This is a genomic window from Photorhabdus hindustanensis (genome assembly GCF_002968995.1).
GTDB classification, from domain to species: Bacteria; Pseudomonadota; Gammaproteobacteria; order Enterobacterales; family Enterobacteriaceae; genus Photorhabdus; species Photorhabdus akhurstii.
Genome location: NZ_PUWT01000035.1, coordinates 1 through 14325 on the forward strand (window position 1 = coordinate 1; position 14325 = coordinate 14325).

Annotated in this window: 11 protein-coding genes; all 11 read right to left on the reverse strand. The window is 51.0% G+C overall.

Features of this window, described 5'->3' with window-relative positions:
• Nucleotides 1-132: 132 nt before the first annotated feature.
• Nucleotides 133-2622: a T6SS phospholipase effector Tle1-like catalytic domain-containing protein gene (locus tag C6H66_RS13785; protein ID WP_105395869.1), complete on the reverse strand. Its 2490-nt coding sequence runs from the start codon at nt 2620-2622 to the stop codon at nt 133-135.
• Entirely contained in the window at nt 2610-3122 is a 513-nt protein-coding gene (gene tli1a / locus C6H66_RS13790) for a Tli1a family immunity protein (RefSeq protein ID WP_105395870.1), read from the reverse strand. The genes C6H66_RS13785 and tli1a (C6H66_RS13790) overlap by 13 nt, the downstream gene beginning before the upstream one ends.
• A 51-nt stretch (nt 3123-3173) precedes the next feature.
• Entirely contained in the window at nt 3174-3686 is a 513-nt protein-coding gene (gene tli1a, locus C6H66_RS13795; protein ID WP_105395871.1) for a Tli1a family immunity protein, read from the reverse strand.
• Entirely contained in the window at nt 3631-4482 is an 852-nt protein-coding gene (gene tla1, locus C6H66_RS13800) for a toxin Tle1 chaperone Tla1 (RefSeq protein WP_105395872.1), read from the reverse strand. Before tla1 ends, tli1a (C6H66_RS13795) begins: the two co-directional genes overlap by 56 nt.
• A 3-nt stretch (nt 4483-4485) precedes the next feature.
• Nucleotides 4486-6885: a type VI secretion system Vgr family protein gene (locus C6H66_RS13805; protein ID WP_105395873.1), complete on the reverse strand. Its 2400-nt coding sequence runs from the start codon at nt 6883-6885 to the stop codon at nt 4486-4488.
• Nucleotides 6886-7062: 177 nt separating this feature from the next.
• Nucleotides 7063-7554 (reverse strand): Hcp family type VI secretion system effector, encoded by a 492-nt coding sequence (locus tag C6H66_RS13810; RefSeq protein ID WP_036779179.1) that lies wholly within the window; start codon nt 7552-7554, stop codon nt 7063-7065.
• An 18-nt stretch (nt 7555-7572) separates the two neighbouring features.
• A complete protein-coding gene (locus C6H66_RS13815; protein ID WP_105395874.1) occupies nt 7573-9309 on the reverse strand; it encodes an OmpA family protein in 1737 nt (578 codons plus the stop codon).
• Entirely contained in the window at nt 9306-9980 is a 675-nt protein-coding gene (gene tssL / locus C6H66_RS13820) for a type VI secretion system protein TssL, short form (RefSeq protein ID WP_105395875.1), read from the reverse strand. Before tssL ends, C6H66_RS13815 begins: the two co-directional genes overlap by 4 nt.
• Entirely contained in the window at nt 9977-11326 is a 1350-nt protein-coding gene (gene tssK / locus C6H66_RS13825) for a type VI secretion system baseplate subunit TssK (RefSeq protein WP_036812462.1), read from the reverse strand. The genes tssL and tssK overlap by 4 nt, the downstream gene beginning before the upstream one ends.
• Nucleotides 11327-11342: 16 nt before the next feature.
• Nucleotides 11343-12875 carry a type VI secretion system contractile sheath large subunit gene (gene tssC / locus C6H66_RS13830; protein ID WP_105395876.1) on the reverse strand — a complete coding sequence of 511 codons (1533 nt, stop codon included), beginning with the start codon at nt 12873-12875 and terminating at the stop codon, nt 11343-11345.
• Nucleotides 12876-12907: 32 nt separating this feature from the next.
• The gene (gene tssB, locus C6H66_RS13835; RefSeq protein ID WP_040149457.1) at nt 12908-13405 is read right to left on the reverse strand and encodes a type VI secretion system contractile sheath small subunit; all 498 of its coding nucleotides are present in this window, start codon (nt 13403-13405) and stop codon (nt 12908-12910) included.
• Between the last annotated feature and the right edge of the window lie 920 nt (nt 13406-14325).

The following is a 14325-nucleotide window of genomic DNA, read 5'->3' on the forward strand; positions in this document are numbered from 1 at the left end:
AAAACGAGATAATAAAAGGCAGGGAAATATCACTGCTACAGGGTATAAATTGCTACGATAGTGAATAAAATGAGTAAGGTATTTTCTTATTCAATCTCACGCCGTATCAACACCATTGACGAATTACGTTTTTCATTTCTCAGGCTCCTTGAATGGGGTCGGTTCCAACGTTTTTCCCGCCCAACGCGCTTTGAGATTATCTTTGGTCATTTGCAACCGCCGCTCTTTGAGAAATTCCCTCTGCTGACGGGTCATTTCGCCCACATTATGGGTGAACGCTTTTCTATACTCCGGTCCTGCCAACAGGGTGATCAGATCGCCGGAAGTTAAATACTGCACGGTCACTTCCCGCTCAGTGGCGAGGCTCTCGGACACTTTGTCGACAACCTCCACCACCGTGTTGGCGACTTTTTTCTGTTTCAAGGAAGACAGTATACCGCCTAGCGCTGGCGACACGAATCCCGCCACAGTGCCAGCCACCGACAGGAGTGACAGCGGTCTGCTGCAAATTGTACCGAAGTAAATTATTCGGTAGCGGAAATAGCCTCCCAGCGGTTCACGTGAACCGAATGTCGAGTACATAAACCAGGCACGGGAATCGTGAACCTGATTGTCATATAAGGCGATCAACAATGACTCGGGCGATTCCTGTTGACCGGGTTTTGCCGCCGGAACAGGCCGAAAAAGCTGTTTGACCAACCGCTCTCCCGCCGCTTTCATTTGCAGATACTCCAGGAGGTCATCATGATCATCCAACATGTAAATTACGTGACGTGGCACGGTATCGATGGCAAACTGCCACCCACTGCGTTGTTCCCGCCTGTCACCGTGGTAGTCGCTGCGAAATTCCGCTGCCGCTTCCCGCAACTGGTTCTGGGCGGTTTCCGGGTCGAAATCCGGCACTCCCTGCATTAACAACGGCGGCGTCTTTCCTCCATCGCGAAAAAATTCATTCCACTGCGCTTTCCGTTTAGCCTCCACCTGCTGTTGCGCCGCTTTTTGCGCCTGTTCACTCTGTTCATAATGCGCCTTTTTCGCATCACGATTAGGCGCCTCATGAAAAAACGGCGCACCGAGCAGCATGCCGTTGGCGTAGCGATTGATACGCCAGGCCGTCAGCCAGTTCATCTGGTTTTGCATCGCCTGTTCCAATGCCACAGAGGCCCGCACCGGTTCAAAACGAGCCGCGTCTTCATCTGACAGGGGTTGTTTGGGCATCTCCAAACCCAAGGTGACTTGACGCCAGGCGTTGAAGCGGTTGACTAATTGTGTGTCAATATCAAATTCATCACCGACATCTGATGGCATAGAACGCCAGCTATATTGAGATAACTCTTGTGGCAAAATATCTTTAGGGACTTTCAATGGAGCTCCAATCTCAAACGCTGCCGCATACATTTCATGCAAAGCAATTTGTGACAAAAGGAGTCCATCCGTTTCTCCTATCGCCTTACCCTGTTCTCCGGGTGGATAACCACCGCCCAAATCAGAATGCACACCGGGATAAATCACCTCGGTACTGCCTGTCGGGTAAGTGCCATCCGAACGGCGAATGGAATCCATCGGGAAACACAACCGCTGTTCATGGGTCGAGACCAGGTGCACACAACGTTTCACCAGACCACTATAAGTCTCCTCTGAGGGCAGTTCCTGCGTGCCGTCTGCCCAGGCCATATGACCTTCAACAACGGGGATCATATGGGGCACCCCGACCGACGCCACCGTGTCAAACAATCCGAGAAATTCTACGCTGATGGGTAAATTGCTATCCGGGTCTGTATCGTGTTTATGTTGCAGACATTGAGCCGGTTTCTGGCCCGCATCTCTCGACGGTGGAAACAGTTCGGTCAGCCAGTTAACAAAAGTCCGTGCCTCCGCAGCCCCCCGAGAAAAACCATATACATACAATTTCATGCCCAACAACTTACACTTACCCCGCCCCGGCTGACTGCGGGCTATCTTCAGTTCACGTTTTAAGCTCGCAAACTGCTTATAAAACTCCTCATAGCGGTTATTACTGCCGCCTAACTCCAGCATATTCCATGTGGTTGCCATCGCTTTCAGGGATTTTTGACAAGCAACATCATCAACTTTGTCGTTTACCAATACGCGCTTTAATACATCAATCAACCGCAGTAATGCCCAATTGATCCGGTCCTCACCTCCGCTAGCTGTCGCCAGCCCCAATTTACTGTAATCCAGCTCATTAATTTCCGGGAAAGGGGTTCCCACGCCGGGAATATAATATTTAAAATACTTTCTTCCGGTGCTATCAATATCATCCAGTAACGGCTTACCTGATGCCCCGCCGGCATAACCCGTCCCAACGGTCGCCTGAAAAAGGCGGACAACATTGGTCGGATGGTTAGGAACAGCCTGATAAAGGTCGTTATATAAATTATTGCCGGTGCCGTCAAAAAACAGGCTGACATGCAACGTATTACAACAGGGACGGATCACCCGGCGATTGGCGGCCAGACAAAGTTCCTGATAATAAGCTTTTTCCTGACTGTCCTGTTGCTGACAGTTTTCCACCAACAGATAACTTTTGGCAGGTAACCGCCCCTGAGCCGGAAAAGGGGCTGGCAACCAGACCAGATCATGATGCTTTATTTCGGACATACTTTTGGCTCCTTCATTTGCAAGGGTTCTTTAATTGGGTAGTTAGGACTACCGTAGGTGTTACACGAGGTAGTGACTTTTACCTGATCACAGGGTAAGAAGTGCACCGTAATACCGCAGGTACGTTGACCGGTATAATCAGGTACAGGCACTACCTGGCTATGCTGGCGCTTCTGGGCATTAATTTTCTCTCTCCATGACAAATATTTTTTTCTATCTGCAAAACCGGGAAATCCCCCCATATCCCCAACACCGGTCTCCCAATCCACCTTAACCGTCATCCCGGGCCGCCACTTATCTGGAACTCGATAGCAGCAACCACCGCCACCGCCCTGATACGGGCCGATAATATCGATACCCGGCTCACCATCCACACTGAACCGGTTAATCGCCCATTTGGTATGGTTAATCGCTTCAATGGTTCCGGCCTGCGCCGGAAATTGGCTACAGGCGACCAGTAGCAGGGATAAAGCCGCTAATCTCAATTGTTGTTTTTTCATCTTCTACTCCTTCACATTAGTGACAATCTGGACTTGAGGTGCCTATATGCTTTATTTCGGACATACTTTTGGCTCCTTCATTTGCAAGGGTTCTTTAATTGGGTAGTTCGGACTACCGTAGGTGTTACACGAGGTGGTAACTTTGACCTGATCGCAAGGTAAGAAGTGCACTGTAATGCCGCAGGTGCGCTGCCCGGTATAATCAGGTACAGGCACTACCTGGCTATGCTGGCGCTTCTGGGCATTAATCTTGTCCCTCCACGCCAAATACTTCTCATCATTTTCATAGCCGGGAAAATCGTCGGAAAAAGCGACACCGGTCTCCCAATCCACCTTAACCGTCATCCCCGGACGCCATTTCTCCGGGGCCCGATAGCAACAACCGCCACCACCGCCCTGATACGGGCCGATACTGTCGATACCCGGTTGATCATCCACACTGAACCGGTTAATCGCCCATTTGGTATGATTAATGGCGATAATTACTCCCGCCTGTGCCGGAAACTGGCTACAGGCGACCAATAGCAGGCATAAAACTGCCAGCCTCAATTGTTGTTTTTTCATCTTCTACACTCTTTAATGACAATAATCGGGATTTGAGGTGTTTAAGTACGAATGACTCTCTGTCGCCATCCAGTAAAATGTCTTTACCAGATGCCTCTACCATTAGGGCATAACAACTGTCGAACAGTTGTTCACGGGAAAATGCTGAATATTCGTCCTGATTACTCAGTTTCAGCATCAGTATGTGAGCATCAGAAACGCACGAAAGATGTTCTAACTGTTCATCTGTGAGATCGATTTTCTGAACGGTTTCATCAACCGGCTCTGCATGGCCTTCACTCCAGATAACATGCGGAGCCCCATCACGATCAAGCCAACTCCAGAACAGCACGGGCCTGAAAAATTGCTGTTGCTGCTCCTTGTCCAATACATGGGAAAACAGCACGGGAAAAATACGTGGATCATAAAAACGTAAGATCCCCCCTTTTCCGGCATAGGCGGCATCCACGCACTGAATTAAATGTTGGGACAAGCGATCAAACGACCATGAAGAACATAAAACCAGCAACACAGGTTTTCTACCTAAGCGCATCATGATTTCACTCATCCATTGCCGTTGAACAGCGTGTGTTAAATCAATCCGAATTAAGATCGGTGCTTTATCTGTCACAACTTCCTCCGGCAATCCCTGAAATAGCGAGCACCAATCCATCTCAGATGAAAAGCTTTTTAATGCCGGGATCAGGGGGAACTGCCCCCCTGATTGATCCACAATCATATCGATACAACTTATTCCGATTTCCGTTACAGACGATGCAAGTGATGCAATCCAGTCAGCTATTTGATGGTCATTCATTGGTTAACTCCTCAAAGAAAACCCTTGCGCCAATTTCTGCGCTTTTTCCAAACACGTTTTACACACCGATTCAGGCAGGTCAGGCAAAGGAAAGTCCTGTTTCGCCGGTGACGTCATTTTGTGCTGCCCTTTCAGGCTTAACAGGCCCGGCCCGTGAATTTCAATTTCTCCTGCCGGAGAGAGGCGGATATATGCGCCGCCACACGCCAATGTCAGGCCATTTTTCGCCGTAATCTGGACATGGCCCTGCGTTGAATTGACGGTGACATCGTTTAATGAGGTGATACCTAAACTATCGCCATGTGATTCAATGGTGAGCGGCCCTTTCCCTGACACCAGACGCATCCCCTCGTTTTGTGCTAGCAGGGAGATAGCCTGTGTCGCATTCATCCCAATCCGGTTGGCACTGGCGATATGTACTTCACCCGCACTTTGGGCATAGAGCGCCTGACCACTTTGCACCATCACGGTCTGCGGACTGACAATCCCCACACCTTCCGGCGCACTGAGCAGCATGGCCGCCATTTTCAGTTGATCCACATGCTGTAAATAGGTTTTCAGGCTTTCAGTATCCGGCTGATGATTCAGGTGAGTTTTTGTCACCGTTCCCCACTCCCGCACCTGATTCACCGCGCCTTTGATCAGACTGATCGCCGGTGCCATCTCCAGCACCTCGCCACCCGCACGGGCCTGTTTATCCGCGCTGATAAACAACCCCTTACCGGCCCGAATCGCGCCCCAGTCGTCGGTGCGTAGCTCAAAGCCTTCACCCCGTTTATCCGGGTGTGGGCGCTGGCTATCGACGAGATGGCCGAGATTCAACTGGCTTTTACCGCCGTATTCGGTACTCAGTTTGATGTGCTCTCTGCCGCGTTCGTCATCCATCCGCAGTTTGTTATTCGCCGGGGTGCGCAGAACGTTGCGTTTGTAGTTGTAGAGATTGACGTGATCCGGGTGCTCCGAGTCATGCAGGGCATAGGCGATGTAGGGCCGATCCGGGTCGCCCCCTTCAAAGGCGATCGCCACTTCGGTGCCTTCCAGCAACGGCCAGTGAAAGCCATAGGTTTCCCCCGCGTACGGACGCGCCAGACGCACCCACAGGCTTTCTTCCCCTTGCGGCCATTTCTCCCGGTCAAAGTTAAACGCCACCCGATATAAGCCGTCTTTGTCGATGTCGCCGTAGGTATCATTCACTTTCGTGCTGCTCACCCGCGCGGGTATCGTGCCCGCCATCACCGGTTTCGGCACCCTCTCCGGGCGAAAGCAGACGGTTTCGGAATAGGGAATGGCGGTGAACGCCATTTCAAAACTGCTGTCCCGGCGAGCGCTGTTGGTGATCTGGGTGATGATCGCCCCTTTGCGAAACGCTTCCGGGGCGTCTCCTTTCACTTTCAGTTCCTGCCCCGGCACCAGCGTGGCGGAGGTGGTCATTCCCCGCAGGCGAATGCGTTGATTCAGGTAACGCTCGTGATGCAGGCGGGCATAAAACACTCCACTTTCCGTCTCCGGTTGATAGGCGTAACGGTCGCCGGGTATCCGGTAGTCATCACGGTAATGGTATGCTTCACCATAGGTGGTGCGGTAGCCCCGTGCCACATCCGCCTCGGTGTTCAGGCCGGGATACGGCCGGGCATCGTGGTAGTCATAATTGCGGGTCGCGACTTTTCCCTCCACCACCTGATACGCGGTTTCCATGTCCCAGACCACGGCGTCCTCCTCGCCGTGCATACCCGATGGATTGCGGGCAGGCAGGTAGACGTTGAACTGGTAGTCACGCTGGTCGTCGTAAAACTCCACCACATCGATATTTAACCGGTCATCGGCGGTCACTTTGTACCAGATCCCCACTTCCGCCAGCAGGCGCTGGATAAAACGCAGGTCATCTTCGCCATACTGCATCACCTGTTCCCGCCTCGGGTAGTTGTACGCCAGACTGAACAGGAAGTCCTGCCCGCGAAATCCGTGACGATCCCGCAGGATTTTTTCCACAATCTCCGGCACCGACAGTTTTTGGTAGATGGCGTATTGATGGCTTCTCGCCAGCAACGCCAGTCGCGGCTCTAGCGTCACTTCGTAACGGCTTTCGTCCCGCGAGGTGGAGAGCAGTTTAAAACCGCTTATCACCCCGTAAACCGAGCGCAATGGCGCCGGCGGTTCGATCGGCCAGCCCCGGATACCCGGATTGATCTCAGGCGAAGTCAGGGTAAATGCAGCCTGCCGCATCAGCATCTGTGCCGGTTCAATCCCTTTCTCCGCACTGGTGAATTCAATGGCATAGCGAAACGGCTGGCTTAAGGCTTCCTGCCCGCTAAAGGCCAGTACATCCAGCGGGACTTTATTGCCCCACACTTTTAGTCTGTAGCGGCTGTGATCAAAGATGATCATCGGTGTTGAATTTGTCATATTTTCTTCCGATTATTCCTCAGTCGTTTGGGTACGCTACCGCCCATAGCCGTATACCGAGGCCCATAAGGTTATGATTTATCTGGTTTTAAGTTTTTTATCGCGGGGCCTCCCGCCCCCCGCGATTAGACAAAAAATGAAAAAACAGCAGACGGATTAAACCGTCTGCCGCACTTGCTACGCCGTCGTGCGCTCATTCCACGCATCAGCGTGAATGATGTTGCCGTCTTTGTAGGTCCAGGTGATTTTTTCGTAACGAAGCTCTATGCGTTCCAGATGGTTGTGCTTCTCTTTGGCAGGGTCTTTGATGTCATGCATCAGCGGCGCCACTTTCACCACCTTCACGTTGTCCAGTTGGGTGATGAAGTACTCTTTCTCCTGACCTGCGTCATCAATGCTGTACCACTTGATTTCAGCGGATTTCAGGGTCTGGCCGGTGGTGACCGCTTTATACAAATAGGGACTTGATGCATCCACCTCTTTGGTGAATACCAGCGGAGCATGCACACGGGTACCCGTCAGTTTGCCGGTGTTGTTGTCCGTCGGAATGTGCAACATATGTTCCAACGCCACAATCTCAATGCTGCCCTCCCGGCCCTGTACATCGACAGAGCCCTTGATGTCAGCGCCGCCGTCATCTTTCAGCCATAAATAAGCGGGAATCGCCATAATGATTACTCCTAATTGTTACTTAAGTGATGTCGCCTGTAGCGGCGACGTTGTTGATGTGTCCGGTACTTTCTGCGGTCGCGCACAGGCGGCCGCATGCGGTATCAGACGGATTTCAACCCTGCGGTTGGCTGCTCGCCCCGCAGTGGTTGCGTTAGTCGCGATCGGACTCGTTGCTCCCTTGCCTTGTACAGTGAAGCAAGCCGGCGATAGGTCGCTGGTTTGTAATAGCCAATCGCGAACTGCTTCGGCGCGTGCCAGTGACAGCGCCTGATTTTTCGTGGCATCACCGGTGGCATCCGTATAGCCGGTGATGAGGATCATCCAGCCCGGTTTGGCTCGGATGTTTATTAGCGCGTTGATTAACACTTTGGTTGAATCCGCTTTCAGTTTCGCCTGTCCCACATCAAACAACGCCAGGCTGTTAAGGCTGATGGTCTGTGGTTCCACCGGCGTTACCGGCGTTTTCTCCCTCGGTTTAGCTTGATAATCGGCAATGGCCGCCTGTAATGGCGGGCGTAATCGCGCCCCTTGATATAGCCCCAATCCCAGACGCCACGGCACGCCATCCCGGTGATACTTCTCAAGCCGATCAGCGTCACGACTCAGTACTGCCGCCGCCTGTGCCTTGCGGCTATCATCCGTCATGGCAATGGACTGGTAATGCAGCAGGTCACTCTCCACCTGACGTAATAACTGCCAGTTATGCCAAGCCGAGCAACCTAGAGCAGTGATGCCCGCCAGCAGAAACAGCCCCAGTGCGATACCTATCGCCCGTCGAACGGGTGCTTGTGCCGTAGCCGTAGGCAGCAGGCGTAATACGCTGTCCGGGAATGGCAATGTCGCGGCAGCATCACCGGCGCCCGATGTGACTACCGGATCGCCCGCCCGGTTCAGCGCTGTTTTGGTTTGTAACCACTGTTGCCAGACATGGCCGGTTAACCAATGCGGTAACGCCGGTACAAACTTCAAGACCATTGCCAGCGGCGGACAAGGTGATAAACCATCTTTCGGGGTCAGGCAGACGGGCAGTACATGCGCCTTCATCCAATCAGCCCAGCCAGTCAACTCAACCCCACGCGGAAAACGCGCCATCTGTTGCGCCAATGTGCCCTGTTCCAACCAATCCGCGAGTGGTTGAAAAGAGGCGCCTTCGCGCCAGGCCGTTACGGTGGTCCGTCCTGATTGCCACTCAAACCACGGTGAATCATCAGGTTGTCGGGATGGTCCGGCTAAGTAGCCCGCTAGCAGTAAAGGCAGCGAGATAGCGTGTTGTCGACGCACTAGGGATAGCTGCCAACGTAGTTCTCGCACCCAACCCGCTAACACGGCGGCGTCACGGTATTGCTGCGGGTTTATCACCGCCATCACACTTAACTGGCCGCCCCAAGAGGGCCGGGCAGCCAGCAAGCTTGCTACCCCGTCAGACAGAGAAGTCCCTGACGGTAAGCACAACCAGTAACCTTGTGGCGTTTGACGCAGCAGTTCATCACCAAACAGGCTGTCCTGGATGTCGCTATATACCAACACTACCGGGAGGCGATCACTTTCAGGCGGCAGCACCGCTGACAGGCTGTTACGGCGCTCCCGCTGTCGAGAACGCTCGCTATAAAACAGTCCCGCCAGCGTGCAGAACAGGATAATGACTATCCCTACCCACCGGCTCACAGGCGATAAGGGCAACCAGACCAGACAGAGCAGCAATGCCAGCCCGGCTCCCCATCCCCATAACACCCGCTGCAACATGACACTCATCTCGCCAACCCCGGAAATAGCGTTGCCAGATAGTGACCTATCCCCCACCGGACACCGGACAATACGATGATCACCACGGAGACCATCACGACCAATTGGCTGGCTGTGGAACGCAGCCAGCAACGGGACGATGACGCATTGGTTAACGCCGGTGATTGTTGAGCCGTGCCGAAAGGGACAACCTGTTGACGTAAGCGGTCTACCAGTTGTTCACGTATCAGTGCGGTATCCTCCTGACACTTTCCCTGAAATCCCAACAGCAATACGCGGTGAAAACAGGTCAATACTGTCCGATCGGGGGCCGGTTCATGCAGTACCGTGCGCATCCGTTCATACAACTGGTCACCGGCCTCGGCGGTATTAAAGAAATGCTCCTGTAATGATGTTGCCCGCCAGGCGGCATGCCCCTGTTCCGGCGCCCGTTCCAGCACGGTTTCATCCAGCAAGGCGCAGTGGGCGTAGCTGATATGATTAATCGCGGATTCACTGACATTAGCGTCACGCAGCGCTTGCCGTGTCTGTTCTATCTCGCTGGTGCAGTGCTGCCACACCACATCCGCCTGTTCCACCGGTGCGCTCTGACAAAGCTGTGCCACCAATAAGTAGCTGTTCTGTAACAAAGCATCGATATCCGGTGGCGATGTTTTAGTTAATAAAGGTGATTTATTCATGTTCTCAATACCGCAAACAGTTCAAGCTGAATATCGCCCAGTACCCCGGGCACGTAGAAGGCACAACTCCCTGCCGCCAGCATCGCTTTGCCCGCCGGATGGGTGAGATCAAGAGCAAAATACTGGTTCTCCAGCCGCAGCGGGACCGCGGCCGGGACATGGCTAAGCGCGACTAAGGGGATGCCGGTTAATGCCCGGCTAATCATCCGGTCAACCTCGTCCGGCGCCCCGGCTTTACATAACAGCGGGAATCGGGTGTATAACTGGTGCGCCGGTATGGAAGAGCGGACAGAGAGATAAAAATCCGCCGCTTCACATAAGCGAGCATCGTGAAGAGTGGCTATCCACTGCTGTTCTGATGGTTTCTTCAACTCAATCGTCACCATCCGCGACGGCAAGCTGATCTCCAGCAATTGACTCAGCAAGTCAAATAGCGGCGGGAGTACCGCCGTCAAATTATCGTGCTGATAACGCGGGATCACCCCGGCGTTATGGTCCAGTGAAAAGGTCAACAGACTGCCCGCCAGCCTTACCGCTTCACGGTAGAACAGTTCTGGATGCACATTTGGGTGAGCCTTAAAATCACTCAATATCGGTTCATAACTGTTAAGCGCGTTAAGCAGCCAGAACAACGACACATCCGCCACCGCGAAATCCGCCATCCGTTCGTTACTCTCTCGGCGCATTGTCATCAATCGAGCCTGTTTAGCGTGTAACTGCGTCAACAATCGATCGAGCCGAGTTATCGAATCGGCATGCGCGTTAAGACTCAGTAATGGCGGCACAAATTGCTCATCAAGGGTCCATTTCCCTTGAGCGTCACGCAACAGACGCGCCACCGGGCAGGTGAGATACTGACCGTTGTCCATGCTGTCAAAACGCAGGGATATCGCATAACGGGCAACCGCCATAGATTCAACGCGATCACTGAATTCATCCTGTACCGGCACCCACTCTTGCTGATAACGCACCGGACGATCAGCGCGTTCATCCGGTTTAAGGCAGTTACCGCCATTGGCATAGGTATGCGCCAATGCCAGCAAGACCGTGACCTGCTGCGCGTCTGTCGGCAAAACGGCAGCCAATTCCAGCACCGGCGGTAAACGATCCGCCCGATCGGTGTCAATCAGCGATCCATCGGCAAAACGCACACACAGGTGATCCGCTTTCAATTGCCCCAACGCTAAGGTGTCTTGATCAAACACCGCGGTCAGCACGCCCCAAGGATGCGCCAGTCCCAGACGAGCAATAGACTCATTGGCATATGCCTCCCAACGAGCCTGCTGCTGAAACTGTTGGGGAGACAAGATGGTTCCTGTCATCCATAGCGGACGATCAATTTTCATGATGTTCCCCCTATGGTTAACCTTTAGTCTTCGGCATCTGAGAAACCAAAGAGAGATTGACGTCGAGTCCCTCTACCTGAAAATGCGGCACCGCATACAACTTGACCCGGAAGAAACCTGGGTTGTCGTCAATATCTTCAACAATGACGCGCGCTTCACGCAGCGGATGAGAAGACTGCAAATCATCGGAAGGATCGGTCATTTCAGTCACCAAACTGTTGATCCAGTTGTTCAGCTCAATTTCGAGCAGGCGTCGATCTTTGGTGGTGCCGATGTTTTCTCGCTGGATCAGTTTCAAATAATGGGAAATGCGCGACAGCAGGAAAATATAGGGCAGACGCGCATTGATACGGCTGTTAGCCGTCGCTTCATCGGTGTCATACAACTCCGGTTTTTGCGCCGAGTTGGCGGAAAAGAAGCAGGCGTAATCCCGGTTTTTGTAGTATGAAAGCGGAATAAAGCCCAGATTCGCGAATTCAAACTCGCGGGTTTCTGGAATCATCACTTCGGATGGAATTTTGACCTGATTACCGGTTCCCAGATCGTAGAGATGGATCGGCAAATCCGTCACCGCTCCCCCCGCATTTGGACCACGGATCTGGACGCACCAGCCATTACTGACAAAGCTCTTGACCATGTTTGCGGCAAAAGCAAAGGCGGCGTTGGTCCATAAATATTTATTGTGATCCGGACCGGAAACCTCTTCAACATAGTTAAAAGTCCGCACCGGTACGGTGTCCGGGCCATAGGGCAAACGCCCTAGCACCCGGGGGAAAGTCAGGCCGATATAGCGAGCGTCATCACTTTCGCGGAAGGCTTGCCACTTGATGTATTCGGCGCGGTCAAAGTAGTTACCGATATCTTTAATCGCGGCCACTTCATTCATCGTTTGTTTGCCAAAAAAGGCCGGGCCGATAGCCGCAATGAATGGCATATGCGCCGCCGCTGAGACTTTGGCAATATTACGCAACAGGGCAATATCCTGCGTGCCGGCATCAAATTCATAATTGGCAATTACCGATCCGATAGGTTCGCCGCCCGGCGTATCGTATTCTTGAATGTAAGCGTGATGATAGAAACCGCTTTGAACAATTTCCGGCGCATCGTCAAAATCTTGCCGTAAATCCTCTTTGGCGACATCCAGCACTTCAATTCTGACGTTCTGACGAAAATCAGTACGATCAACCAAGAATTTCAGGCCACGCCAGGCAGATTCCACCTGTTGGAACTCAGGGTGATGCATGACCACATCCAATTGACGGCTGATTTGTTCGTCCAACTCGCGGATATGGTTATCCAATAATGCTTTATCCAGCCGTTTAACCTTTTGCGCCGAGGCTTTCAGCACAGAAAGAAAAACGCTAACTGCCGCCGTGACTCGCTCGTCCGCTGTCACATCAGCCAGCGCATCACTGCTCTGAAAGCATTCAATATCGCTTAACTGCTCTACCGGCTGTAAATTGATTTTTTTAAATAACGATTGATAAACACTGCCTTCGGCGTGAGTTGTCGTTACTGCCGCCGCAGTGGTTTGTTCTTGTATAGTCATTAATCCTATCTCCTGATTTAAATACCTAATAATCAAATAGTTTTTGGCGCCAGCGCAGCCAGTTCAGCCCGTAGTTCATCGCTTAGTGCTTGATCCTGGAGGATATGTTCCAGCTCCCGGCGAAAGGTGGCGTTGTCAAGCAGGTTAGATCTCAAATCGCGCAATAGATGGCGCATCGAAAGCAAGGCCCGCAGTTGCGGGATTTGGCGAGCGATTTGTTCAGGCTCGAAGTCTTTTATTTGCCGAAAAGTAAGAGCGATATTCTCCTCGCTGCCATCTCCAGCCAGCGTATTTTCAACCGTCAAATTAACCGAGGGGCTAAATTCAGCCAGTACGCTATCAAAGTTATTTTTGTTGATAGCCACCTTTTTTCTTTCCGCGAGAGGGCGCTGTTCCTGCCCGTTGCTGTAATCTCCCATTACCAATAATTTCAGCGGCAACTCAACTTTTTTCTGCGCGCCTCCTGTATGCAAATCCAATTTGATATTAATACGCGATTTAGGGATCTCGTTTTGAAAACTATGTGTCATAAGTGACTCCTCAACAATAAAATAGAATAAGTGGCATGATGTTCATGCCACAACGCATTTCAGAAACAAAACCGGATTCAGATATTTCAAAGCAGGAACTAACCAAGCGGAAAATAAGAGAAAACCGACAACCTCCGCCTCAATAGATAAATGAATTTATCAGGCAGGCCATTTTCTGGGTAAGGGGATTTTGTAAACAGATTTATATAAAATCAAGTCATTTTTTATCGTAAAGCATTTTTTGCTTCATCACCGACAGATATAAAACATCTTAATCAAGGGATTAAAAAAACAATATATCAACGAAATCTAAACGAAATTGAATTAATTTTCATAAAAATTGAACTTATTTTAATAATATTAATCGCCAGGTCAGTTATATTATTTATATAGGTCAAACAAATGATTAAAATATTAAATTATATTTAATTTTCAATTATTTAAATAAAAACACAGAAACCGAGAGAATCTTCACCCCCACGGCAAAACAGGTAAAATATTTAGTTGAACAAGTAAAAAAAGCATGATCATCAGCTTAAGTTAATGCGAATGAGAATAAATTCGGTCACGCAGACCAGAATAGTCTAGCACGATGGATTAATAAGAACTGATATTACCCACACTTTCACAGAGCATCCTCTACTTTATAAGGATAGAAACATGAACCATTATTTCCAAGCTAATAAGATTATAAATATGCAAATGACAGCAAATAATTCCCATTATATTCGACATTGAAGAGGCAAGAGTGATTAAGACATTTAATGGTGTAAGAATTGTTTACACGCGTCGGCAATGCTGAAAAATAGGATTTCTCCGCTAGCGTCAGGTGTAGGATTTCATAAAAAAATAAGGCACCGAAGTGATTAATATTCAGTGCCTATATTCAGCAATATTGTCCGGCTATTATGAAAACCTTT